A 23,152-nucleotide genomic window follows, 5' to 3' on the forward strand; every position below is an offset into this window, starting at 1 on the left:
TCGCCTCAGTGGACGGGGTGCATGGTGCGGCGCAGCCAGGGCGCCAGGGCGATCACGGCGAGGCCGACGGCGACGGCCACGGCGCCGTTCACGCCGAAGTACACGGGCTTGGAGACGTCGTCGTAGAGCTTCACGGTCTGGGCCTGGATGCCGTTGGCGAGCGCGAGCGAGAGGAACCACAGCGACATCGTCTGGCTGGAGAAGGCCTTCGGGGCGAGCTTGCTCGTGGCGGACATCCCGGAGGTCTCCAGGAGCACGTCGCCGAGGCCGAGCAGCAGGTACGAGCCGACGATCCACCAGGCGGCCATCTGGTACGTGTCGTCGGCGTGCCCGGAGGTCGGCAGGACCATCAGGAGGAAGGAGAGGCCGCCGAGGATCACGCCGAAGGCGATCTTGTTGGAGGCGTGCGGCTGCTTGTGGCCCATCCGGGCCCAGACGGCGGCCACGACGGGCGCGAGGAGGACCTCGAAGGCGCCGAGGGCGGAGGCGTACCAGCTGGCGGGGAAGTCGAAGCCGAGGATGGTCGTGCGGGCGTTGGTGGAGGCCAGCAGGATCATCGTCGAGTACGCCTGGAAGAGGATGAAGTTGAACACCACCGAGGCGAGGAAGAGCACGATGTACGGCTTGAGGCGGCCGCGCTCCTCCGCCGTGACCCGGGGGCTGGTGAACATCACCCAGAAGAAGACGACGGGCGCGATCACCGAGATCAGGGTCAGCAGGTCCACGACCCGGTCCATGGTCAGCCAGCCCGCGAGGGCGAGGACCACGGCGACGGCGGCCGTCACGACCGTCCCGACGGCGATCAGCCGGACGGCCCGGCGCATGGCGTCCGGGGCGAGGGCGAATTCGGCGGAGTGCTTGCGCCCGGCCAGGTGACGGCGGCCCGCCACGTACTGGATCAGGCCGAAGGTCATGCCGATCGCGGCGGCCGAGAAGCCCCAGTGGTAGCCCTTGTGGTCGGCGAGCCAGCCGGTGATCAGCGGTCCGGCGAACGCGCCGATGTTGATCGCCATGTAGTAGAGCGCGAAACCGGCGTCGCGGCGGTCGTCGTCCGTCCGGTAGAGCTTGCCGACCATGGTCGCCACGTTCGGCTTCAGGAGGCCGGTGCCGGCGCTGATCAGGCCCAGGCCCACCCAGGTCATGGCGGCGGTCGGCACCGCCATGGCGTAATGGCCGCAGGCGATCAGGATGCCGCCCCAGAGGACCGCGCGGTACGAGCCGAGGATGCGGTCCGCGAGCCAGCCGCCGGCCACCGAGACGAGGTAGACGAGCGTGCCGTAGGCGGCGGAGACCGAGGCGGCGTTGCCCGGGTCCATGCCGAGGCCGCCGTCGGCGACGGTGGCGGCGAAGTACAGGACGAGGATCGCCTGCATGCCGAGGAACGAGAACCGCTCCCAGACCTCCAGGCCCGAGAGGGTCAGCAGGCCCCGGGGATGGCCGAGGAACGCGTGGTCGTCCTCCGGGGGCGGCTGCTCGCCGTTCGGATCCGTATCGATCGTTGTTCGGGACAAAACGCCTACTCCTGGTCGTATGAGCTGATCACGAACATACCGGGGGTGACGGGAAGGCGCCCACGGTGATCGAAAGGTGACCGGATACGCTGGCTTGAGTGAAGCGAGCGACACATCGACAATCCGTGTGATCGTCAACAGTCCATGTGAACAATCCGTGTGATCAACCCGTGTGATCGTCAGCAGGCGTCAGCAGACAGGAGACCCCCTCGTGACCGTCGTCGGGCCGTTCGGTCTTAGCGTGCGGGACCAGGCTCTTGAGGCCGATGTCCAGACCGGGTTGGCGGCTGTGGAGGCGGGCCTCCTGGACGCCACCAAGAGCGATGTCCCCTTCATCACGGAGGCCGCGCAGCACCTCGTCCTGGCCGGCGGCAAGCGGTTCCGCCCCCTGCTCGTGATGCTCTCCGCCCAGTTCGGCGACCCCTACGCGCCGGGCGTCGTGCCCTCCGCCGTGGTCGTCGAGCTCACCCACCTGGCCACGCTCTACCACGACGACGTCATGGACGAGGCCGACGTGCGCCGGGGCGTGCCGAGCGCCAACACGCGCTGGGGCAACTCGATCGCCGTCCTCACGGGTGACTTCCTCTTCGCCCGCGCCTCGCACACGCTCGCGGACCTCGGCCCCGAGGCCGTACGGATCCAGTCCGAGGCGTTCGAACGCCTCGTGACCGGCCAGATCCTGGAGACCGCCGGACCGACCGACGGCCGCGACCCCGTCGACCACTACCTCGACGTCCTCGGCGGCAAGACCGGCTCGCTCGTCGCCGTCTCCTGCCGCTTCGGCGCGATGATGTCCGGCGCCGACGAGAGCGTCGTCGACATCCTCACCCAGTACGGCGAGCGGCTCGGCGTCGCCTTCCAGCTCGCCGACGACGTCCTCGACATCGCTTCCGACTCCCACGAGTCCGGCAAGACCCCCGGCATCGACCTCCGCGAGGGCATCCCGACGCTGCCCATCCTGCGCCTGCGGGCCGCGGCGGCCGCCCACGGCCGCCCCGAGGACGTCGAGCTCGTCGCCCTCGTCGACAGCGACCTCACCGACGACGACCGGCACGCCGAGGTCCTGCGGCGGCTCCGCGTCCACCCGGCCCTGGAGCAGGCCCGCCGGGACACCGTGCGGTACGCGGAAGAGGCGCGGGCGATGCTGGCACCGCTGCCCGACGGGTACGCGAAGGCGGCGCTCCAGGAGATGTGCGACGCGGTCGTCCACCGCGCGGGCTGAGGGCCCCGCGGGCGCCGATGGGTCAACCGGCCGCGCCGAGGAGTCAGCCGGGCGGGTGAGGGAATCTCAGGGTGGGGTCATCCCGAAGCAGTACGCGAGGTTGATCCCGGGGGCTGACGCTTCTGTGCCCCCGATTTGGTCAGATGGAGCCATCGACCACTAGGGCGCAGCACGGAGGAAGCGGAGACCATGGCAGACAACCGTAAGGCGAGCCGGTTCATCGTCCCGGTCGCGGTGGCAGGAGTGGCCGCGGCGACCATCGGGCTCGTCCCGGCACTGGCCGCGTCCGGCGACCCGGACCTGCCCGCGATCACGGCACAGCAGCTCATCGAGAAGATCGCCGCCTCGGACACCCAGACCCTGTCCGGCACGTTCAAGATCTCCACCGACCTCGGCCTGCCCCTCGGCGGCCTGGCCGACCTCGGCGGTCTGGCCGGCGGGGGCGGCGGCTCCTCCTCGGCGGACCCGACGGAGAAGCTCACCGAGCTCGTCTCCGGCACCCACACGCTGCGCGTGGCCGCCGACGGCCCCGACCGCCAGAAGCTGACGCTGGTCGACGGCTCCGACGAGTACAGCCTGATCCACAACGGCGACGACGTCTGGGCGTACGACAGCAAGTCCAAGGAGGTCTTCCACGAGAAGGCCGCCGAGGGCGAGGGCGTGACGGGCGAGAAGGGCGAGAAGCCGGCCAAGGAGCTCCCGGGCACGCCCAAGGAGCTCGCCGACGAGGTCCTGAAGGCGGCCGGCGACACCACGTCGATCACCGTCGACGGCACCGCGAAGGTGGCCGGCCGGGACGCGTACCAGCTGGTGATCAAGCCGAAGCAGTCCGGCTCGACGGTCGAGTCGGTCAAGATCGCCGTGGACGCGGCGAACGGCACCCCGCTGAAGTTCACCCTCTCCTCGGTCGAGGGCGGCAAGCCGGTCGTCGACGCGGGCTTCACGAAGGTCGACTTCGGCAAGCCGGCGGCCTCGGACTTCGACTTCAAGGTCCCCGCGGGCGCGAAGGTGACCGAGGGCGCCGCGGAGAAGGGTGCGGGGGCGGAGAAGCTCCCCGAGGACTTCGGGAAGGACTTCGAGAAGGAGTTCGGCGGCATCGGCGGCGGTCTCGGCGGCTTCGCCGGCCTCGGCGAGGGCGACCTGAACGTCATCGGCGAGGGCTGGACGGCCATCGCGAAGCTCGACTCGGGCGCCCCGGCCCCCAAGACCGACGAGGCGCCGAAGGAGATCCAGGGTCTCCTGGACTCCTTCGGCGACAAGGTCACCGGGAAGTTCGGCTCGGGCACCGTCTTCAAGACGAAGCTGGTGAACGCGCTGCTCACGGACGACGGCAAGGTCTACGTCGGCGCGGTGACGCAGGACGCGCTGGTGGACGCGGCCAACGCCGGCAAGTAGCAGGCGGGTAAAGCCGGGTTGGGACCCCGGGCGGGTCGGGGGCGATGGTCACCGACCCACCCGGGAGTTCTGTGTTTCCTGAGCCCTACGGGAACGTCAGCTTGAAGTTGTTGATGTAGCCCGTGTCGGCGGAGGCCTTGTCCTGGACGCGGAGCTTCCAGGCACCGTTGGCGACCTCGGTGGAGGCGTTCACGGTGAAGGTCTGGACGATGTTGTCGGCGCTGCCGCCGGAGCGGTTGCTGAGGCTGTAGACCGAGCCGTCGGGGGCGACGAGGTCGACGACGAGGTCACCGCGGTAGGTGTGGACGATGTCCACGCCGACCGAGAGGTTGCTGGGCGCGTTGCCGGTGATGCCGGTGACGTTGACCGTCGAGGTGACCGCGGCGCCGTTGTCCGGGACGGACACGTCGGCCGCGTTCTCGAAGACCGTGCCGGTGGGCGGCGTCGTCGTGGTGCCGGACAGCGTCCAGATCGCGTGCGCGATCGCGTCGCTGTTGCGGTCCAGCGCGGTGTCGTTGATGTTCGCCGTCGTGTCGCACGACGAGTGGTAGCAGCGGTCGAAGGCCTGACCGGAGGTGCCGCCCCACTTCTGGGCCTGGGCCGCCGTCTTGATGTAGTCGGCGCCGGTGAAGAGGCCGCCGACCGGGATGCCCACGTTCTTGAACGGGGCGTGGTCGGAGCGGCCGTCGCCCTCCGTCTCGATCTCGGTGGCGATGCCGAGCCCGGCGAAGTAGTTCTTGAACGTCTGCTCGATGGTCGGGTCGTCGTCGTAGACGAAGTAGCCCGGGTTGGGCGAGCCGATCATGTCGAAGTTCAGGTAGCCCTTGACCTTCGCGCGCTCGGCGGTCGGCAGGTTGTTGACGTAGTACTTCGAGCCGATGAGCCCGAGCTCCTCCGCGCCCCACCAGCCGAACCGCAGGTGCTTGGTGGGCTGGTAGCCGGCGCGGGACACGGCGAGGGCCGTCTCCAGGACGGCGGCGGAGCCGGAGCCGTTGTCGTTGATGCCGGGGCCCGAGCTGACCGAGTCGAGGTGCGAACCGGCCATCAGGACCTGGTTCGGGTCACCGCCCGGCCAGTCGGCTATCAGGTTGTAGCCGGTGGCGCCGCTGGAGGTGAAGGTCTGCAGGGTGGTGGTGTAGCCGGCGGCGTCCAGCTTGGCCTTCACGAAGTCGATGGACGCCTTGTAGCCGGTACGGCCGTGGGCGCGGTTGCCGCCGTTGGCGGTGGCGATCGACTGGAGGTCCGTCAAGTGCTGCTTGACGTTGGCCAGAGAGATGTCGGGCGCGGCGGCTACCGCGCGCGAATCGGCGCCTGCGGTGCCGGTGAGACCGGCGAGCGCGAGGGCCGCGAGAGCGGCGACCGCGGTGATGCGTCTGGGCACGGAGATGTTCATGTGGGGGCTCCGGATTCCGAACGGGGATGGGACGGAACGTGCGAGACGCCTCGGGCTTGGGTGCCACGAGGCGCTGGAGCTGTGCGAGTGCATGTGCGGTGTTCAGTTGTTCTGTTGTGCGTGCTGAATGTTCAGTGAGAGTTTGACTCTGCGTCAAGAGCGGAAACCGGTCAGGTGCGTTCGCTCAGCGAACGAAAACCTCCGCGACCTGGGTCTGACCTACGCTGCTGCCCGTGAGCGGAATAGACCTCGGCAACGGAATAGTCGGCGCCATCCTGGGAGTCGTCTTCGCGACCCTCTTCCAACAGTGGACGCAGGACCTGTGGTTCAAGGTCAGACGCCGCTCCGCCGGAGTCGTCCGCAGCCTCACCTACCGGCAGGAACCGGGCCGCGCCTGGACCGCGTTCTCCCTCGGCCCGCTGCACACCCCCGCCTTGATCGTCGAGGGCGACGGCGACCGGGCCATCGCCCCGGAATCCGTCCACGTCCAAGTCCTCGAAGGCGACGTCGCGTTGCCGGACGAGATGGTGGAGTGGCGCGCCGAGATCGAGGCCGAGGAGAGCCGGGCCGCCGAGGCCGGCGAACGCCGACCCGTCTGGAACGGGCCCCGGTACGCCGTCGAGTCCGTCGAGATCTCCCGTACCGCCCTCGACGAACAGTCCGAGGTCCACCTGCGGCTGCGGCCCACCGACTACTACACCTTCCTCGCCGCCCAGCAGCTCGACCGCCGCCTCCCGGACGGCACGACACCGCGCGGCCGCTACCTCGACCCGGACGCGCCGCTCGCCTCGCCCGCCTTCCTCCAGTGCAGCTTCGCCGTCAACGTCGCCGTCGTCACCGCCGACCACCTGCTCGTCGTCAGCCGCCGCAGCGACCGCGTCCGGATGGCCCCCGGCCTCTGGAACTCCTCGGTCAACGAAGGCCTCTCCCGGCACATCGACTCCGCCGGCCGCAACGCCCCCGACCTGCACGCGGTCGCCCGCCGGGGCATGCGCGAGGAACTGGCCATCGAGCCGCACGAGTACACGCTCGCGCTCCTCGCCTTCGTCCTCGACGTCAGCAAGCGCCACTGGAGCGCGCACTTCTACGCCCGGCTCACCGACCTCACGGGGGAGCAGCTCCAGGCCCGCATGGGCCGGGGCGTCGCGGACCGCTGGGAGCACGGGACGATCGAGTACGTCCCGTTCCGTACGGCGGACGTCACCCGCCACCTCCTCTCCCCCGAACGCCGCCACCGCTGGGCCCCGTTGGCCCCGTCGCTCTTCCACCTGGCACTGGTGCATGTGCATGGGAGGGCGTCGGTGGAGCGGGCGGAGGCGCAGGTGTTGCGGAGGTTGTAGAGGCTCTGGGGATGACCCGGCTTCACGGGCTTCTGGTGCGGCCGCCCTCTTTCCGAGTGTGGCGGCCTCCACCACCGCGTCAAGGGCAAGTCGGCTTCGCCGATGGGCTGTGCCCACCCTTGACCCGGCGGCGGAGGCCGCCTTTTCACACTCGGAGGGCGGCCGGGGGCGTGGCCACGCGGGGCTTCGGGCAGTATCCGGGGCCGGATGGCGGGTGGCGGGCCGGTGGGTGGGGGCTTGGTCAGTGGCGGGGGCGGGTGGGTCCCTTGGGGTTGGTCCGGGGTGCGCGGTTGTTGAATGGGGCGGCCCGGCGGCGCTTGGCGGGGGACGGCGGGTGGGTTGTTGGGATTCAGGCCCCGCTGGTCACTCCCGGTGATTGGTGGTTGGTGGTTGGTGGTTGGTGGCTGGTCAGCGGTCAGCGGTCAGCGGTGAGCGGTCAGCGGTCAGCGGTCAGGGGTCAGGGATCAGGAGTGAGTGGTCGGTGGGGTGGTGGCGAGACATTCGTGCACTTTCTCCGCCCGGTAAAGGTGAAATGCCCCTTTGGGCGGACATCTCTGAGTTCATTACCTGGAGTAACTGCGGGTTAGGCATGTCTCCACCCACCGGGAGCGACCAGCGGGGCCTGAATCCCGACCAAACGGCGGCCGTTTCTCGCTAAGCCTCGCCCGGCTGCCCCATTCAACGACCGCGCACCCCGAACCGACGGAAGGTGCCCACCCGCCACGGCCACTAACCGAGCCCCCACCCACCGGCTCGTCAGGCGCCCTCCGGCCCCGGATGCTGCCCGGGCCCCCGGCGACTCCGGCCCCCGGACCGCCCTCCGAGAGTTGTTGCGCAGCTTCCGGCGCCGGGTCAAGGGTGGGCGCAGCCCATCGCGTAGCGACGCCGAAGGCGCCCTTGACGCGGTGCCGGAAGCTGCGACTCTCGGAAAGAGGGCGGTCCCACCAGAAGCTCGCCGGAAACGACCACCCGTTGCCGTCTGCCCCGCCCCGAGCGCCTCCCCCCGAGCGCCCCGTCCGAATTCCGCCAGCGGCCGTGGTGGGGGCGCGTGACGCTGGGGGCATGAGTCTCTACAGCGCCCGCGCCATTCCGCCCCTCGCCCTCGCCCAGCTGCGCGTCGTCGACGACGCCGGGCGTCCCTGTGTGCCGTTCGTCGCCGTCGAGGACGGGAGCCCCCTGCGGTGCTGCCTGCGGTCCGCCGTCGTCGGGGAGAAGATCGCGCTCGTGTCGTACGCGCCGCTGCGGCGCTGGGCCGCCGAGGACGGGGTCGCGCCGGGGGCGTACGACGAGCAGGGGCCCGTCTTCGTGCACGCCGAGGAGTGCGGCGGCCCCGCGCCCTCGGAGGCGTACCCCTTCGCTCGGGCCGGGGCGCTGCGGACCGTCCGGCGGTACGACGCGGAGGGCCGCATCGCCGGCGGGCGGCTCCTGGAGCTGCCGGAGGTGCCCGGCGAGGGCTTCGACCAGGCCTTCGAGGAGGCCTTCGCCGACCCGGCCGTCGTCCTCGTGCACGTCCGCGCGGTGGAGTACGGCTGCTTCCAGTTCGAGGTGCGCAGGCCCTGACCCCGGCCCCGGCGTCCCTCAGTGCACGCAGAACTCGTTGCCCTCCGGGTCCGCCATCACCGTCCAGGACCCGGACGGCTCCTCCACCCGGCGCAGGACCGTCGCGCCGAGCGCTTCCAGCCGGGTGACCTCCGCCTCGCGGGTGCCCGGGTCCGGGTGGAGGTCGAGGTGGAGCCGGTTCTTGGTGGTCTTGGGCTCCGGGACGCGCTGGATGAGGACGCGCCGGCCGAGCCCCACGCCCGTCGCCGGGTCGTGGGGGTCGTCCGGGTGGCGGACGGCGGCGAGGTCGCGCCAGCCGAGGCGCTCGTGGTCCGTGCCCTCGTGGACCGTCACGGTCGTCGCGGGCGGGGCGGCCCCGAGATCGAGGAGGCGGCGGATGAGCGCGTCGTGGTCCTCCTCCGCGTAGCCGAGGGCGGCGGCCCAGAAGACGGCCTGCGCGTGCGGGTCGGCGGCGTCGAGGACAAGCTTCCAATGGATGGGCTTCATGTAACTGGTTATACTGGTTACATGACGCTGGCCGCCACCGGAATGACCCTTCGGCACCGTGACGGGCAGGTGTTCCGCTTCGACGCCGGAGCCCTCTCCCTGGAGCTGCTGCTCACCGGCGGCCCCGGGCCCGTCGCCGCGCGGTACGAGGTCCTTGACCGGGCCGACGGGCTGCTCGACTGGGTGCGGGACTGCCGCCTCGCCCCCGGACTCGACCTCACCGTCACGGACGGCGAGTTGGCGGCCGTACGGGAGGTGCGGGACGCGCTCTGGGGCCTCGCCCTCGCGCGGGCCCGGGGCGCCGCCCCCGACCCCCGGGAGCTGGCCCTGGTCAACGCCGCTGCCGCAGAGCCGCCGCTCGTCGCCCTGATCGCCGCCGACGGCACGCGCGCGTGGGCGCCCGGCGCCACCGGGGCCCGGCTCCTCGCGACGGTCGCCAGGGACGCGGTCGAGCTCCTCACCGGCCCGTACGCCGACCGCGTCCGCGTCTGCGGCGCCGACGACTGCGCCCTCGTCTTCGCCGACACCTCCCGTCCCGGGCGCCGCCGTTGGTGCTCGATGGACCGCTGCGGCAACCGCCACAAGGTGCGGGCCCACCGCGCCGCGCGAGAACGGGACGACGTGGGACGGTTCGGGACGCCAGAGGCGCCCTCGGCGTCGTAAGGTCGGGCGGTTGGGCCGTTGGTTTTCGGACACCGATCGGGCGCCGGTCGGACGCCGATCGACAACCGAATCGACAACCGAGGAGAGCGCACGTCATGAAGATCGCCGTACTGGGAACGGGCGAGGTCGGTCGTCGCCTCGCCGGCAAGCTGGTTTCGCTCGGGCACGAGGTCACCCTGGGCTCCCGCACCGCGGACAACGCCGAGGCCGTGAAGTGGGCCGAGGCGCACGGCGGCGGACACGGCACCTTCGCCGACGTCACCGGCCCCGCCGAGCTGGTGGTGAACGCGACGGGCGGGCTCGTCTCCCTCGCGGTCCTGGAGGCCGCGGGCGCGGAGAACCTCCGCGGCAAGGTGCTCGTCGACGTGTCCAACGCGCTCGACTTCTCGGAGGGCTTCCCGCCCAAGGTCGTCACGTTCGACGGCGGCAGCCTCGCCGAGCACCTCCAGAAGGCGTTCCCGGAGACCCGCGTCGTCAAGACGCTCAACACCATGACCAACACGGTGATGGTCGAGCCCGGCCGGGTCCCGGGCCGGCACCACGTGTTCCTCAGCGGCGACGACGAGGACGCGAAGGCCGTGGTCGCGGACCTGCTCGGCTCCTTCGGCTGGCCCGCCGACCGGATCCTGGACCTCGGCGACCTGTCGAGCGCCCGGGCCACCGAACAGCTCCTGCCGCTGTGGCTGCGCCTCTACGGCGTGCTCGGCACCGGCGACTTCAACTTCTCGGTCGTGACCGCCGGTTCCTGAACCCGGAGGTGGTCCAGCAGCCCCTCGGGCGCCGGATACGGCTCCTCCCGGGGCAGCAGCCGGCCGGCGGCGGCCAGGTCGCCGGCGCGGACGAGCGCGTGGACGTCGTGGGCGAGCGGGGTCACGTCGGTGACGGAGACCGTCCACTCGTCCGCGTACCGCCGGGAGGCCTCGCCCGACAGGCCGAGCTGGAGCGAGCGGTGGGGGAGCGGCCGCAGGTGCGGATCGCGCTCCGGGTCCCACTGGACGCGGGCCGGGGCCTGCCTCAACTGCCGTTTCCAGGAGGCCTGGTCGGGGTGGAAACCGCGTACGTAGTGCGAGAGGCAGGCGTTCCGCAGGGCCCACTCGAAGCCCTCGCGGGTGATCTCCACGGCGAGGACCGTCTCCTGGCCCTCCTTCGCGCCCCAGCCGCAGCGGTACATCATCCACAGGAACGACGGCTTGATCCACGTCATCCGGTCCCGCTTCCACGCGGCCGGGAATCGACCGTCGCGGGCGGCCGGCAGGCCGATCGCCGGCGTGTACGCCTGGTAGACGGTGACGGTGTCCGGGGTGTGGAGCGCCCGGATCCGGTACTTCGGTTCTTCCATGACCGTCAGGGTGCGCGAAGTCCGGGGGGTCGGGCCACCGGTTATCGGCGGGGCCACCGGGCTATTGGTGGGGCCACCGGGTCATCGGCGAGGCCACCGGGTCATCGGCGGGGCCACCGGTCGTCCGGTCGCCCCGCCCCGGCGCTCAGGCGACTGCCGCCTCCTTCGCGTCGTACTCCTCGCGCGCCGCCGCGATCTCGTTCTGGTGCTGCTCGGTCCAGGTCACGAGGGAACGGATCGTGGTGTGCAGGGTGCCGCCCAGGGGCGTGAGCTCGTACTCGACCCGTGGCGGGACCACCGGGTGGACGGTGCGCTTCACCAGGCCGTCGCGCTCCAGCTGGCGCAGCGTGACGGTCAGCATGCGCTGGCTGACGCCGTCGATCTCGCGCTTGAGCTCCGTGAAGCGCAGGACGCGGCGGTCGAGGAGGGCGATGACGAGGAGGGACCACTTGTCGGCGACGCGGTCGAGGATCTGGCGGACCTCGCAGTCCTCGCGGGTGTCCCACTGGAAGGGGTCCGGGTCCCCGTCGCTCCCGTAGCTTCCCGCGCAGTGGCTCGGTGACTTCATGGTGGTCTCGTCCATGACACCTGATCCTGGCGCAGGGCCGGGTCGGTTACAAGAGGGAACCGAGGTCGGCGACGGAAGGGGCCGGGGTGCGACCAAGGTCACGGTCTGAACGCCCCGATCCGCCCCTAATGTGGAGTGATGAGCGATTCATCCGGCTGCCCGTTGACCGAGGTCGTCGTCGCGTACCTGCCCCGGCTCGCGGAGGTCACCTCCGAGCCGGGCCTCGCGGCCGCCGTCGACCAGCACGCCGCCGCCGTGTGCGACGCGCTCGTCCCGGCCCAGCGAGGGCCGGAGGGCCGGACCGTACGCCGGGAGGAGCTCGCCGACTACGTCCTCGGGTTCACCTACGGGCTCTCCGAGGCCGAGTGGGCCGAGCCCGCGGGCCACGACTTCGTGACCCTGCGGCTGACGGCGGTCTGCTGGCTGATCCGGGAGCACGACCTCCTGAACGCGTGAGGGGCGGGCCCCCGGCCTCGGCCCCTCGGCGTCAGCGCCCCGGGCGGACCGCCGACGCGGGGGAAGGCTGCGCCGCCGCCTCGACCGACGCCACCGCCACCGCTTCCGCCGACGCCGCCGCCTCGACCGACGCCACCGCCTCCGCCGCCGCCGCGGCCATCGCGGCCCGGCTGCGGCGGGCCGTGCGCAGCGCGTCCCAGGTGAGGAGCGTCAGGGCGAGCCAGACGAGGGAGAAGCCCGCCCACCGCTCCGGCGGCATCGCCTCGTGGAAGTAGAGGACCCCGAGCAGGAACTGGAAGGTCGGCGCCAGGTACTGGAGGAGGCCGAGCGTCGACAGCGGTACGCGGATGGCCGCCGCGCCGAAGCAGACCAGCGGCACCGCCGTGACGATGCCGGTGGCGGCGAGCAGGGCCGCGTGGCCCGTGCCCTCGGAGCCGAACGCCAGGGTGCCCTGGGTGCCGAGCCAGATCAGATAGCCGAGCGCCGGCAGGAACTGGACGGCGGTCTCGGCGGCGAGCGACTCCAGGCCGCCGAGGTTGAGCTTCTTCTTCGCCAGGCCGTAGATCGCGAAGGAGAAGGCGAGGGTGAGCGAGACCCACGGCGGCTGCCCGTACCCGATCGCGAGGACCAGGACGGCCACGAAGCCGACGCCGACCGCCGCCCACTGGGCCGGGCGCAGCCGCTCCTTGAGGACCAGGACGCCGAGCGCGATGGTGACGAGCGGGTTGATGAAGTAGCCGAGGGAGGCCTCGACGACGCGGCCGGTGTTGACCGACCAGATGTAGAGGCCCCAGTTCACGCTGATGACGGCGGCGGCGACGGTGATCAGCGCCAGCTTCCGCGGGCTGCGCACGAGCTCCGGTATCCAGCTCCAACGGCGGAGCGCGAGCAGCGCGAGGCCGACGAAGACGAGTGACCAGACCATCCGGTGGGCCAGGATCTCGACGGCGCCGGCGGGCTTGAGGAGTGGCCAGAAGAGCGGGACCAGTCCCCACATGCCGTAGGCGCCGATCCCGTAGAGCAATCCTGCTCGTCCTTCGTTCTTCGTCTCCACCGGACCTCCTGCCCCGCGCCACGCTGTCCTGTCGAAGGTAGCGCCGCACGGGGCTGCTTGTCATGCCCGTATCGCCATACGGTCATGACAGTTCACGCGGCGAGGGCTTCCTTGATCGTCACGGCGATCGGGGTGGTGGGGCGGCCGATCAGCCGGGCCAGGTCGCCGGTCCGCAGGGCGAGCGCGCCGTGCTCGACGGCCCGGTCGACGTCGACCAGGATCGCGGCGAAGGATTCCGGGACCCCGGCGCCGGTGAGGATCGCGAGGTGGGCCTCGGCGGGGACGTTGCTGTACGTGATCTCCCGGCCGGACTGGGTGGCGACCTCGGCCGCGTACTCGGCGTGCGACCAGGCGGTGTCGCCGCTCAGCTCGTAGGCCCGGTTCACGTGCTCCTCGGCCGGGCCGGTCAGGACGGCGGCCGCGGCGGCGGCGTAGTCGGCGCGGGTGGCGGAGGCGATCCGGCCCTCGCCGGCGTTGGAGACGACGGCGCCGTGGGCCAGGACGGGGGCGAGGTTCGCGGTGTAGTTCTCGCTGTACCAGCCGTTGCGGAGGAAGGTGTACGGGAGGCCCGAGGCGAGGATCAGCCGCTCGGTCTCCTTGTGCTCGTCGGCCAGGTCGAAGTCGGCCTCCGGGCCGCCGAGGACGCCGGTGTACGCGAGCTGGGCGACGCCCGCCGCCTTGGCCGCGTCGATCACGGCGGTGTGCTGCGCGACGCGCTGCCCGACCTCGCTGCCCGAGATGAGGAGCACCCGGTCGCCGGCCTCGAAGGCCTCGGCCAGGGTCTCCGGCCGGCTGTAGTCCGCGATCCGCAGCTCGACGCCGCGCTCCGCGAGGTCCGCGGCCTTCTCCTTGTTGCGGACGACGGCCGCGACGGACCCGGCGGGGACGGTGGCGAGGAGGGTGTCGATGACGAGACGGCCGAGCTGTCCGGTGGCTCCGGTGACGACGATGCTCATGGTGTGTCCTGTTCCTTTTCCCGTGGGGTGCGGTGGGCGATGCACTCACCGTACGACGTGCGCTTTCCTTTCGTAAGTACCCACTTTGAAGTAAGGTACTGGTATGGGAGTAAGTCCACAGGTCAAGAAGCCCGACGTGAACGAGCCGATGTGCCCCTCCCGGCTCGTCCTGGAGCACGTCACCAGCCGCTGGGGCGTCCTGATCCTCGCGGCCCTGCTGGAGCGCTCGTACCGCTTCAGCGAACTGCGCCGCGCGATCGGCGGCGTCAGCGAGAAGATGCTCGCCCAGACCCTCCAGACCCTGGAGCGCGACGGCTTCGTCCACCGCGACGCCAAGCCCGTCATTCCGCCCCGCGTCGACTACACCCTCACCGGCCTGGGCGAGGAGGCCGCCCGCCAGGTCTGGGAGCTCGCCCGCTGGACCGAGCGGCAGGTCGGAGCCGTCGAGAAGGCTCGCGGACGGTACGACGCGTCGCGTCGCGAGAGTGCCACGAGTCCGTCCCAATGATGCTGTAACCAGGGCGAGTTGCCCGCGCCGGGCCGTACGATCTGCTCACTGTCGGGGGAGACCGTGAAGACCGTGGGGGAACTGTGGCATACGGGGACCGAAGACTGTGGCGCGCCTGCTGCGCCGTGCTGGTGGGTGGGCTGGCCGTGACGGGGTGCACCGACGGAGGGAAGCGGGAGGGCAAGGGCGGTACGACCACGGCGGCGCCACCACCCACCAGGACGCCGACCACCGCCCCGGCACCCACCCCGACCGCCCTCGACTTCACCCCGGACCCCGAGCGCGCGCCGAAGACCGAAGCCGAGGCCCGGCGCCTCGCCCTTGCCGTCGTCGCCGGGCCCGACGCCTGGGCCCCGGGCTACGTCAAGCGCACGCCCTACCTCAGCGACCCGGACTACTGGCCCGTCCTCGGCGCCAACTGCTCCTGGGAGACGGGCACCCGACCGGCCGACGTCCTCGCCAGCGTCACCGCCTACAGCGAGATCCCCGCCGCCGGCGGCAAGGGCGTCCTGCGGGTCGCCGCCACCGTCACCGTGCACCGCACCGAGTCCGACGCCGACTGGGAGATGGCCTCGACCCTCGAAGAGGTGCTGCGCTGCCCCGACCAGAAACTCCGCGACGGCGAGCGCATCACCGGCCTCATGTCACTCGGCAATCCCTTCGGCGTCGGCGGCAACGCCACCGCCCACGACGCACTCCGCGAGGGCGGCTCCTACCTCAACGACGCCGTGAAGGGGAAGCAGTTCTACAGCTGGTACCAGTCCAGGATCGGCCAGGTCACCGTCGCCACCGTCGTCAAGGGCGCCCCCGGCTACACCGAGTTGAACCAGGGCGCTGCCATCGGCACGAGCCAGGCACAGATCCAGGCGCTCGTCACCATGCTCGAACGCGTCCAGGACGAGCTGGAGGTCCAGTCGTGAGCGCCACCACCCCGCAGCCCCGCCCCGAGCCCGGCGCCCTCCAGCCGCTGCTGCCCTCCGACCCGTCGGCGATCGCCGGCTACCGGCTCCTCGGCCGCCTCGGCGCCGGCGGCATGGGCGTCGTGTACCTCGGCCGCACGGCAGCCGGCGAACTCGCCGCCGTGAAGGTCACCCACGCCGACCAGGCCGACCAGCCCGACTTCCGGGCCCGCTTCCGCCGCGAGGTCGAGGCCGCCCGCCGGGTCTCCAGCCCCTGGGCCGTCCCCGTCACCGGCGCCGACCCGGACGCCCCCGAACCGTGGATGGCCACCGCCTTCGTCGCAGGACCCTCCCTCGGCGAGGCCGTCACCGCGCACGGCGCGCTGCCCGAGCGGAGCGTCCGGCTCCTCGGCTGGTCCGTCGCCCGCGCCCTCGCCGCCGTGCACGCGGCCGGGCTCGTCCACCGGGACGTCAAGCCCGGCAACGTCCTCCTCGCCGTCGACGGCCCCCGCCTCATCGACTTCGGCATCGCCCGCGCCACCGGCGAGACCGCGCTCACCGCCACCGACATGGTCGTCGGCACCCCCGGCTTCCTCGCCCCCGAGCAGGCCGAGGCCCGCACCGACGCCATCGGCCCGCCCGCCGACGTCTTCGCCCTCGGCTGCCTCCTCGCGTACGCGGCGACCGGCCGCCCGCCCTTCGGCACCGGCGCCGTGGACGCCCTGATGTACCGGACCGTCCACGACGAACCCGACCTCACCGGCGTCCCCGAAGGGCTGCTCGACCTCGTCAGGGCCTGTCTCGCCAAGGACCCGGCCGCCCGGCCCACCGCGGCCGGGATCGGCGTCCGGCTCGTCGAGGACAGCCCGGGCAACGGAGCCGACTGGCTGCCCGCCCCGGTCGTCCGGACCATCGCCGAACGCTCCGCCCGGATGCTCGCCCTCCCCGAGATCGACGTCACCGAGACCGGTGGCACCACCGCCCCGGCCGCCCCGGAGAAGAGCAGACGCGGCTTCCTGCTGCTCGCCTCCGGCGCCGCCGTGCTGGCCGTCGGCGGCGGTGCGGCCGCCGTCTGGGCGGGGCTCGACGACGAGGACGACGCCAAGGGCGGCGGCAAGAAGACCGCTCCGCCCCGCACCCGCTGGGCGATCGGCGTCCTCGCCGACCTGTCCGGGCCCGCCAAGGAGATCGGCCGCGCCCAGGAGCGCGGCGCACGGCTGGCCGTCGAGCAGTTCAACGCCCGCAAGGACAAACCCTTCACGCTCGACCTCAAGGTCGTCGACGAACGGGGCGACGGCTCCCGGGCCCTGGAGACCGCCAAGACCCTCACCACCGACCCCGGGGTCCTCGCCGTCCTCGGCCCCACCACCGATGCCGTCGGACAGGCCGTCATGCCCGCCTTCGAGGAGGCCGGGATCCCCCTGATCACGGTCTCGGCCGGATACAACTTGCTCACCCTGCGGTCGGACACCGCGCGGAACGAGACGTTCCTGCGCGCCATCCCCAACCACATCAGCGCGGGCACCCACCTCTCTTTCGCCGTCACGCTGCTCCCCCAGATCCGCCGCCCCGGGGTTCTGGAGGACCGGACCGAGGACCACTACAGCTGGCAGGTCACCGGCGGTGTCCGCTTCGGCTTCGGGCAGGCCGGCATCACCCCGCACTTCCGGGTCGTCCCCGCCCACGCCGACGCCGCCGCGTACCGCCGGGTGCTCGGCGAGATGATCGACGCCGGGATGGACGCGTACGTCCACTGCGGAGTCACCGAGACGGCCGTCCACGCCGCCCGCGCCCTCACCGGCCTCGGCTTCACCGGGCCGAGGTTCACCGGCCAGGCCGTCTTCGGCCAGGAGTTCCTCAAGCAGGCCGGGGCCGCCGCCGAGGGCTGGTTCGTGTGCGCGCCCGTCGCCGACCCCACCACGCAGAAGACGGCCGCCGCCTTCACCGCCGCCCACCGCAAGCGATACGGCACGGGCCCCGCGTACTACACGGGCGAGTCGTACGACGTGGTCACCATGACGGTCAAGCAGCTGACGGCCCGGGCGAAGGCCGGTGGCAAGCCCGCCCGCAAGGGCCTGTGGGCCGCGCTGCGCAAGCAGAAGTACACCGGCGCGATGGGCGGTTACCACTTCAACGAGTTCGGCGACCTGGGGCTCGGCGGCACCTTCGTCTTCGCGGTGCAGAACGGCGCGTACAAGCAGATCGGCTCAGCGCCCCTGCTGCCGAACAAGCCCGCGAAGAACGACAAGAAGGCCTGACCCGTGCAGCCGCTCCGCAAGGCCGACCCGTCGGCCATCGCCGGGTACCGGATCCTCGGCCGCCTCGGCGCCGGCGGCATGGGTGTGGTCTACCTCGCCCGCTCCGGCGGCGGGGCGCTCGCCGCCGTCAAGCTGATCCGCGCCGAGCACGCCGCCGATCCGGGCTTCCGGGAGCGGTTCCGCCGCGAGGCCCGCGCCGCCGAGCGCATCACGGGCCGCTGGGTCGTCCGGGTCCTCGGGGCGGACCCGGAGGCCCGGGAGCCCTGGCTGGCGACCGAGTACGTGCCGGGGCCGTCCCTCGCCGAGGCCGTCGGCCTGCACGGCGCCCTGCCCGAGCCGACCGTACGGGCCCTGGGCGCCCGGCTCGCCGCCGCGCTCGCCGACATGCACGCCGCCGGGCTCGTCCACCGGGACGTCAAGCCGGGGAACGTCCTCCTCGCCCTCGACGGGCCGCGGCTCATCGACTTCGGCATCGCCCGGTCCGCCGGGCAGACCGCCCTGACCGCCACCGACGCGATGATCGGCACCCCCGGCTTCCTCGCCCCCGAGCAGGCCCGCGCCGCCGGGGCCGGCGAGGTCGGCCCGGCCAGCGACGTCTTCTCGCTCGGCTGCGTCCTCGCGTACGCGCTGACGGGGGAACGTCCCTTCGGTACGGGCGGGGTGGCGGCCGTCGTCTACCGCACCGTCCACGAGGAGCCCGCCCTCGACGGCGTACCGGACACGCTCCTGCCGCTGGTCGGCGCGTGTCTGGTCAAGGATCCGGCGGACCGGCCGGCGGCGGCCGAGGTGCGGGCGGCGCTGGGGGACGCCGACGGTCCGGCGGGGGACTGGCTGCCGCCCGGCCTGCCCGCGCTCATCGCCGAGCGCTCGTCACGGGTCCTGGACCTGCCCGTCGCCGAGCCGACGATGCTGGTGAACCCCGAGCAGCCCCCGGGGATCTCGCGGCGACGCGTTCTCATGGCGGGCTCGGCCGCCGCCGTGGCGGGAGCCGGCGGCCTGACCGCCTGGCTGCTGAGCCGGACACCGGGCGGGACGGGCACGGTCGGCACCGGCGCCCCGCTCGCCACGTACACGATCGGCGTTCTCACCGACCTGAGCGGTCCCACCAAGACGGACGGCCGGGGGCAGGAGCGCGGCATCCGGCTGGCCGTGGAGGAGTTCAACGCCCGCGCCGACCGGCCCTTCGAGGTGCGTCTCCGGGTCGAGGACGACGGGGGGAAGCCGGCGCGCGCCGAGGCGGCCGCCCGGGCTCTGCTCAAGGACCCTCACCTGGTGGGCGTCCTGGGGCCGACGGCCACGGCGACCGCCATCGCCGCGGGAGACGCGCTCGCCGCCGCCGGTATGCCGTTGGTGAGTGTCATCGCCGACGTCCAAGCCGGTCAGATCAAGGGCCAGGAGACCACGCTCACCTACTTCCAGCCGCGGACCCTTCAGGACATGATGATCGTCCCCTTCGGCCGCTACCTCACCGAGCACGGGGCCGTCAGGACCGCCGTCGTGGAGGACAGGGCCGCCGGCCGGTACAGCTGGTTGGCGGTCAAGAACCTGAAGGACTACCCGCCGTCGCCGGACAAGGGCGGGGTGGTCACCTCGCACGCCGTGGAGGCCGACAGCGAGGACTTCGGCCCCGCCGTACGGGCCGCCCTGGCGACCGACCCGCAGGGCGTGATGTTCGCGGGGGTGTCGCCGCGCCGGGCCGCGCTGTGCGCCAGGGCCCTGCGCGACCAGGGATACCGGGGGCCCTGCGGCAGCGTCGAGTACGCGCTCTACCCGGAGTTCCTCACCCTGGCCGGCCCGGCCGCCGAAGGCTGGTTCTTCGGCACGGGGTATGTCGACCCCGACGGGCTTGCGGCGGCCCGGCGGTTCACCGCCGCGTACCGGAAGCGCTGGGGGCTCGCCGGGACGACTCCCGTCCAGCGGTTCGCGACGGAGGCGTACGAGGCCACCAACTGGGCGCTCCAGGCAGTGCGCACGGCGGTTCTGGACCACGTCGAGTCGCCGGCCACGGGGGTTCGCAACAATCTCCAGCGGAGCCCGTACACAGGGTTCTCCAAGACGTACACGGTCTTCACGGACAAGAACAGGCCCACCGCCCTCGCGGGCCTCTTCCTCTGGCAGGTGAAGGGCGGAGTGCCCCGCTTCCTCGGGAAGTTCGACGAGGCGGCGGCGAAGGGCACGTGAAGGGGCCCGGCCGTTCGCACGGCCGGGCCCCTGAGGTCGTACGCGTGCTACCCCGCCACCGTCCAGGTGTCGTTGCCGGTGAGGAGCCGGCCCAGGTCGCCCTTGCCGTTCTGCTCCACGGCCGTCTCCAGCTGATCCGCCATCAGCGTGTCGTAGACCGGGCGCTCCACCGACCGGAACACCCCGATGGGCGTCTGGTGGAGGGTGTCCGGGTCTGCGAGCCGCGAGAGCGCGAAGGCGGTGGTGGGGCTGGTCGCGTGGGCGTCGTGGACGAGGATCCGCGACTCGTTCTCCGGGGTGACCGTGACGACCTGGAGGTCGCCGGTGGCCTGGTCGCGGACGACGCCCTTGCCGCCCTCGGAGCCGAAGCGGATCGGCTGCCCGTGCTCCAGGCGGATGACCGCCTCCTGGGCCTGGTCCTTGTCCTTGAGGACCTCGAAGGCGCCGTCGTTGAAGATGTTGCAGTTCTGGTAGATCTCGACGAGCGCCGTGCCGTTGTGGTCGGCGGCCTGCCGCAGCACCTCGGTGAGGTGCTTGCGGTCGGAGTCGACCGTACGGGCCACGAAGGAGGCCTCCGCGCCGATCGCGAGCGACACCGGGTTGAAGGGCGCGTCGAGCGAGCCCATCGGGGTCGACTTGGTGATCTTGCCGACCTCGGAGGTGGGCGAGTACTGGCCCTTGGTCAGCCCGTAGATCCGGTTGTTGAAGAGCAGGATCTTCAGGTTGACGTTGCGGCGGAGCGCGTGGATGAGGTGGTTGCCGCCGATGGAGAGCGCGTCGCCGTCGCCCGTGACGACCCAGACGGACAGGTCGCGGCGGGAGGTGGCGAGGCCGGTGGCGATCGCCGGGGCGCGGCCGTGGATGGAGTGCATCCCGTACGTGTTCATGTAGTACGGGAAGCGGGAGGAGCAGCCGATGCCGGAGACGAAGACGATGTTCTCCTTCGCCAGGCCCAGTTCGGGCATGAAGCCCTGGACGGCGGCGAGGACGGCGTAGTCACCGCAGCCGGGGCACCAGCGGACCTCCTGGTCGGACTTGAAGTCCTTCATCGTCTGGACGGCCTCGGCCTTGGGGACCAGGTTGAGCAGGAGCTCCGTGGGCTCAGGCATCGATGGTCTCCTTGAGGGCGGCGGCCAGCTGTTCGGCCTTGAACGGCATGCCGTTGACCTGGGTGTGGCTGCGGGCGTCGACGAGGTACTTGGCGCGGACGAGGGTGGCGAGCTGGCCGAGGTTCATCTCGGGGATCACGACCTTCTCGTACCGCTTCAGGACCTCCCCGAGGTTCTTCGGGAAGGGGTTGAGGTGGCGCAGGTGGGCCTGGGCGATCGGCTTGCCCGCGACCCGGAGGCGGCGGACGGCGGCGGTGATCGGCCCGTAGGTGGAGCCCCAGCCGAGGACGAGGGTGGTCGCGCCGTCCGGGTCGTCGACCTCGATGTCGGGGACGTCGATGCCGTCGATCTTGGCCTGGCGGGTGCGGACCATGAACTCGTGGTTGGCGGGGTCGTACGAGATGTTGCCGGTGCCGTCCTGCTTCTCGATGCCGCCGATGCGGTGTTCGAGGCCGGGGGTGCCGGGCACGGCCCAGGGGCGGGCCAGGGTCTCGGGGTCGCGCTTGTACGGCCAGAAGACCTCGGTGCCGTCGGCCAGCTCGTGGTTCGGGCCGGTCGCGAACCGCGTCCGCAGGTCGGGGAGCTCGTCGACGTCCGGGATGCGCCAGGGCTCGGAGCCGTTGGCCAGGTAGCCGTCGGAGAGCAGGAAGACGGGCGTGCGGTACGTGAGGGCGATCCGGGCCGCCTCGATCGCCGCGTCGAAGCAGTCGGCGGGCGTCTTCGGCGCCACGATCGGCACCGGGGCCTCGCCGTTGCGGCCGTACATGGCCTGGAGGAGGTCGGCCTGCTCGGTCTTGGTGGGCAGACCGGTGGACGGGCCGCCGCGCTGGATGTCGACGATCAGCAGCGGCAGTTCCAGGGAGACCGCGAGGCCGATCGTCTCCGACTTGAGGGCCACACCGGGGCCGGACGTGGTCGTCACGCCGAGGGCACCGCCGAAGGCGGCTCCCAGCGCGGCGCCGATGCCGGCGATCTCGTCCTCGGCCTGGAAGGTGCGCACGCCGAAGTTCTTGTGCTTGGACAGCTCGTGGAGGATGTCCGAGGCCGGGGTGATCGGGTACGAGCCGAGGTAGAGCGGCAGGTCCGCCTGGCGGGAGGCGGCGACCAGACCGTACGAGAGGGCCAGGTTCCCCGAGATGTTCCGGTAGGTGCCGGTGGGGAAGGCCCGGGTCGCCGGGGCGACCTCGTAGGAGACGGCGAAGTCCTCGGTGGTCTCGCCGAAGTTCCAGCCGGCCCGGAAGGCGGCCACGTTGGCCTCGGCGATCTGCGGCTTCTTCGCGAACTTCTGGCGCAGGAACCTCTCGGTGCCCTCGGTCGGCCGGTGGTACATCCAGGAGAGCAGCCCGAGCGCGAACATGTTCTTGCTCCGCTCGGCCTCCTTCCGGGACAGGCCGAAGTCCTTGAGGGCCTCGATGGTGAGCGTGGTCAGGGGTACCGGGTGGACCCGGTAGCCGTCCAGCGACCCGTCCTCCAGGGGCGACGTCGCGTAGCCGACCTTGGCCATGGCGCGCTTGGCGAACTCGTCGGTGTTGACGATGATCTCGCCGCCGCGCGGCACGTCGCCGATGTTGGCCTTGAGCGCGGCCGGGTTCATCGCGACCAGCACGTTCGGGGCGTCGCCCGGGGTCAGGATGTCGTGGTCGGCGAAGTGCAGCTGGAAGGACGAGACGCCCGGCAGGGTTCCGGCGGGTGCCCGGATCTCGGCCGGGAAGTTCGGCAGCGTGGAGAGGTCGTTCCCGAAGGACGCCGTCTCCGAGGTGAAGCGGTCACCCGTGAGCTGCATGCCGTCGCCGGAGTCGCCCGCGAAGCGGATGATCACCCGGTCGAGACGGCGCACTTCCTTCTCGGTGCCGTGGTGGGCCGTCGCCGGGGCGCTGCGCTGCTCCCCGAGCAGGGCCTCACCGGCCTCGCTACTGACCTGGCTGGTCACTGAACTGGACCTCCCTCGTGGCAAGGGGACTCTCCGCCGGAGGCGGGAGAAGGCTCGGGAGACGCCGGCCGATCACCGGTCGTCCCGTGGCCCACCCTACGACGGTAAGGGGGGCCCTCCCGGGACTTCTCGCATACCGGACCTCTTTTTGAGACGCCCTCTTGCCCTGAATTGTCACGTTCTGTCGCCACCCGGATTGTTCCGGAAGGTCGCGTTACGCCTCATCCATTGGATCTAGGACCCTCCGGTTGTCGGACGGTCGGCAGCCTCCCCGATGTCGCTCCGGCCTCGCTCCAGCCGCACTCGGCCGCACTCGGTCACGCG

20 protein-coding genes are annotated in these 23,152 nt (G+C 71.8%); 11 read left to right on the top strand and 9 right to left on the bottom strand.

Translation table 11 applies throughout. The features are described from left to right. Nucleotides 1-5: 5 nt before the first annotated feature. A complete protein-coding gene (locus ACZ6K0_RS02145; protein WP_376408756.1) occupies nucleotides 6-1,511 on the bottom strand; it encodes a peptide MFS transporter in 1,506 nt (501 codons plus the stop codon). A gap of 211 nt (nucleotides 1,512-1,722) precedes the next feature. Between ACZ6K0_RS02145 and ACZ6K0_RS02150 the strand changes: the two genes are divergently transcribed. Both ACZ6K0_RS02150 and ACZ6K0_RS02155 read left to right on the top strand, forming a co-directional pair. Further along, on the top strand, nucleotides 1,723-2,733 hold the full coding sequence (locus ACZ6K0_RS02150; RefSeq protein ID WP_376408754.1) for a polyprenyl synthetase family protein: 1,011 nt from the start codon (nucleotides 1,723-1,725) through the stop codon (nucleotides 2,731-2,733). Nucleotides 2,734-2,922: 189 nt separating this feature from the next. After that, nucleotides 2,923-4,128, top strand: coding sequence for a LolA family protein (locus ACZ6K0_RS02155; RefSeq protein ID WP_469229284.1), 1,206 nt, complete (start codon nucleotides 2,923-2,925; stop codon nucleotides 4,126-4,128). An 85-nt stretch (nucleotides 4,129-4,213) separates the two neighbouring features. On the opposite strand, the gene ACZ6K0_RS02160 is transcribed toward ACZ6K0_RS02155, so the two are convergent. Continuing rightward, entirely contained in the window at nucleotides 4,214-5,521 is a 1,308-nt protein-coding gene (locus ACZ6K0_RS02160; RefSeq protein ID WP_469229285.1) for a M28 family metallopeptidase, read from the bottom strand. 233 nt (nucleotides 5,522-5,754) lie between these two features. Here ACZ6K0_RS02160 and ACZ6K0_RS02165 point away from each other — a divergent pair, with 233 nt between their 5' ends. Then, nucleotides 5,755-6,861: a hypothetical protein gene (locus ACZ6K0_RS02165; protein WP_376408745.1), complete on the top strand. Its 1,107-nt coding sequence runs from the start codon at nucleotides 5,755-5,757 to the stop codon at nucleotides 6,859-6,861. A gap of 1,062 nt (nucleotides 6,862-7,923) precedes the next feature. Further along, nucleotides 7,924-8,421, top strand: coding sequence for a DUF1203 domain-containing protein (locus ACZ6K0_RS02170; protein WP_376408742.1), 498 nt, complete (start codon nucleotides 7,924-7,926; stop codon nucleotides 8,419-8,421). Between the two features lie 18 nt (nucleotides 8,422-8,439). Here the strand turns inward: ACZ6K0_RS02170 and ACZ6K0_RS02175 are convergent, their stop codons facing one another. Next, complete coding sequence (locus ACZ6K0_RS02175) at nucleotides 8,440-8,907, bottom strand: VOC family protein (protein WP_376408739.1); 468 nt, start codon at nucleotides 8,905-8,907, stop codon at nucleotides 8,440-8,442. A 21-nt stretch (nucleotides 8,908-8,928) separates the two neighbouring features. Here ACZ6K0_RS02175 and ACZ6K0_RS02180 point away from each other — a divergent pair, with 21 nt between their 5' ends. Next, a complete protein-coding gene (locus ACZ6K0_RS02180; protein ID WP_469229287.1) occupies nucleotides 8,929-9,570 on the top strand; it encodes a CGNR zinc finger domain-containing protein in 642 nt (213 codons plus the stop codon). Between the two features lie 95 nt (nucleotides 9,571-9,665). Continuing rightward, entirely contained in the window at nucleotides 9,666-10,319 is a 654-nt protein-coding gene (locus ACZ6K0_RS02185) for an NADPH-dependent F420 reductase (protein ID WP_469229289.1), read from the top strand. Here ACZ6K0_RS02185 and ACZ6K0_RS02190 read toward each other — a convergent pair. Continuing rightward, nucleotides 10,262-10,909 carry a DUF4291 domain-containing protein gene (locus ACZ6K0_RS02190; protein ID WP_469229291.1) on the bottom strand — a complete coding sequence of 216 codons (648 nt, stop codon included), beginning with the start codon at nucleotides 10,907-10,909 and terminating at the stop codon, nucleotides 10,262-10,264. The two genes, ACZ6K0_RS02185 and ACZ6K0_RS02190, sit on opposite strands and share 58 nt — an antisense overlap. 145 nt (nucleotides 10,910-11,054) lie before the next feature. Further along, nucleotides 11,055-11,492, bottom strand: coding sequence for a winged helix-turn-helix transcriptional regulator (locus ACZ6K0_RS02195; protein ID WP_376408727.1), 438 nt, complete (start codon nucleotides 11,490-11,492; stop codon nucleotides 11,055-11,057). A 123-nt stretch (nucleotides 11,493-11,615) separates the two neighbouring features. Here ACZ6K0_RS02195 and ACZ6K0_RS02200 point away from each other — a divergent pair, with 123 nt between their 5' ends. Further along, nucleotides 11,616-11,933, top strand: a complete 318-nt coding sequence (locus tag ACZ6K0_RS02200; RefSeq protein ID WP_376408724.1) for a DUF6401 family natural product biosynthesis protein — start codon at nucleotides 11,616-11,618, stop codon at nucleotides 11,931-11,933. 31 nt (nucleotides 11,934-11,964) lie between these two features. On the opposite strand, the gene rarD is transcribed toward ACZ6K0_RS02200, so the two are convergent. Both rarD and ACZ6K0_RS02210 read right to left on the bottom strand, forming a co-directional pair. Continuing rightward, on the bottom strand, nucleotides 11,965-12,987 hold the full coding sequence (gene rarD / locus ACZ6K0_RS02205; protein WP_469229294.1) for an EamA family transporter RarD: 1,023 nt from the start codon (nucleotides 12,985-12,987) through the stop codon (nucleotides 11,965-11,967). A gap of 92 nt (nucleotides 12,988-13,079) precedes the next feature. Further along, on the bottom strand, nucleotides 13,080-13,943 hold the full coding sequence (locus tag ACZ6K0_RS02210) for an SDR family oxidoreductase (protein WP_469229296.1): 864 nt from the start codon (nucleotides 13,941-13,943) through the stop codon (nucleotides 13,080-13,082). A gap of 103 nt (nucleotides 13,944-14,046) precedes the next feature. Here ACZ6K0_RS02210 and ACZ6K0_RS02215 point away from each other — a divergent pair, with 103 nt between their 5' ends. From ACZ6K0_RS02215 to ACZ6K0_RS02230, 4 genes are all read left to right on the top strand, one after another. After that, on the top strand, nucleotides 14,047-14,451 hold the full coding sequence (locus ACZ6K0_RS02215) for a winged helix-turn-helix transcriptional regulator (RefSeq protein ID WP_469229298.1): 405 nt from the start codon (nucleotides 14,047-14,049) through the stop codon (nucleotides 14,449-14,451). A gap of 146 nt (nucleotides 14,452-14,597) precedes the next feature. Continuing rightward, nucleotides 14,598-15,371 (top strand): hypothetical protein, encoded by a 774-nt coding sequence (locus tag ACZ6K0_RS02220; protein WP_469229300.1) that lies wholly within the window; start codon nucleotides 14,598-14,600, stop codon nucleotides 15,369-15,371. After that, the gene (locus ACZ6K0_RS02225) at nucleotides 15,368-17,608 is read left to right on the top strand and encodes a bifunctional serine/threonine-protein kinase/ABC transporter substrate-binding protein (RefSeq protein ID WP_469229302.1); all 2,241 of its coding nucleotides are present in this window, start codon (nucleotides 15,368-15,370) and stop codon (nucleotides 17,606-17,608) included. Before ACZ6K0_RS02220 ends, ACZ6K0_RS02225 begins: the two co-directional genes overlap by 4 nt. A 3-nt stretch (nucleotides 17,609-17,611) precedes the next feature. Beyond that, nucleotides 17,612-19,789, top strand: coding sequence for a bifunctional serine/threonine-protein kinase/ABC transporter substrate-binding protein (locus ACZ6K0_RS02230; protein ID WP_469229304.1), 2,178 nt, complete (start codon nucleotides 17,612-17,614; stop codon nucleotides 19,787-19,789). 47 nt (nucleotides 19,790-19,836) lie between these two features. Here the strand turns inward: ACZ6K0_RS02230 and ACZ6K0_RS02235 are convergent, their stop codons facing one another. Further along, nucleotides 19,837-20,898: a 2-oxoacid:ferredoxin oxidoreductase subunit beta gene (locus tag ACZ6K0_RS02235; protein ID WP_469229306.1), complete on the bottom strand. Its 1,062-nt coding sequence runs from the start codon at nucleotides 20,896-20,898 to the stop codon at nucleotides 19,837-19,839. Next, nucleotides 20,891-22,828, bottom strand: a complete 1,938-nt coding sequence (locus tag ACZ6K0_RS02240; RefSeq protein ID WP_376408703.1) for a 2-oxoacid:acceptor oxidoreductase subunit alpha — start codon at nucleotides 22,826-22,828, stop codon at nucleotides 20,891-20,893. The genes ACZ6K0_RS02235 and ACZ6K0_RS02240 overlap by 8 nt, the downstream gene beginning before the upstream one ends. Nucleotides 22,829-23,152: the final 324 nt, after the last annotated feature.

It is taken from the genome of Streptomyces sp. NPDC042346 (assembly GCF_055581845.1).

Excerpts from the sequence above, each read along its gene's own strand:
- ACZ6K0_RS02200 (WP_376408724.1), top strand. The coding sequence starts at position 11,616 with ATGAGCGATTCATCCGGCTGCCCGTTGACCGAGGTCGTCGTCGCGTAC.
- ACZ6K0_RS02235 (WP_469229306.1), bottom strand. The coding sequence starts at position 20,898 with ATGCCTGAGCCCACGGAGCTCCTGCTCAACCTGGTCCCCAAGGCCGAG.
- ACZ6K0_RS02170 (WP_376408742.1), top strand. The coding sequence starts at position 7,924 with ATGAGTCTCTACAGCGCCCGCGCCATTCCGCCCCTCGCCCTCGCCCAG.
- ACZ6K0_RS02210 (WP_469229296.1), bottom strand. The coding sequence starts at position 13,943 with ATGAGCATCGTCGTCACCGGAGCCACCGGACAGCTCGGCCGTCTCGTC.
- ACZ6K0_RS02185 (WP_469229289.1), top strand. The coding sequence starts at position 9,666 with ATGAAGATCGCCGTACTGGGAACGGGCGAGGTCGGTCGTCGCCTCGCC.
- ACZ6K0_RS02160 (WP_469229285.1), bottom strand. The coding sequence starts at position 5,521 with ATGAACATCTCCGTGCCCAGACGCATCACCGCGGTCGCCGCTCTCGCG.
- ACZ6K0_RS02190 (WP_469229291.1), bottom strand. The coding sequence starts at position 10,909 with ATGGAAGAACCGAAGTACCGGATCCGGGCGCTCCACACCCCGGACACC.
- ACZ6K0_RS02175 (WP_376408739.1), bottom strand. The coding sequence starts at position 8,907 with ATGAAGCCCATCCATTGGAAGCTTGTCCTCGACGCCGCCGACCCGCAC.
- ACZ6K0_RS02180 (WP_469229287.1), top strand. The coding sequence starts at position 8,929 with ATGACGCTGGCCGCCACCGGAATGACCCTTCGGCACCGTGACGGGCAG.
- ACZ6K0_RS02195 (WP_376408727.1), bottom strand. The coding sequence starts at position 11,492 with ATGGACGAGACCACCATGAAGTCACCGAGCCACTGCGCGGGAAGCTAC.
- ACZ6K0_RS02215 (WP_469229298.1), top strand. The coding sequence starts at position 14,047 with ATGGGAGTAAGTCCACAGGTCAAGAAGCCCGACGTGAACGAGCCGATG.
- ACZ6K0_RS02155 (WP_469229284.1), top strand. The coding sequence starts at position 2,923 with ATGGCAGACAACCGTAAGGCGAGCCGGTTCATCGTCCCGGTCGCGGTG.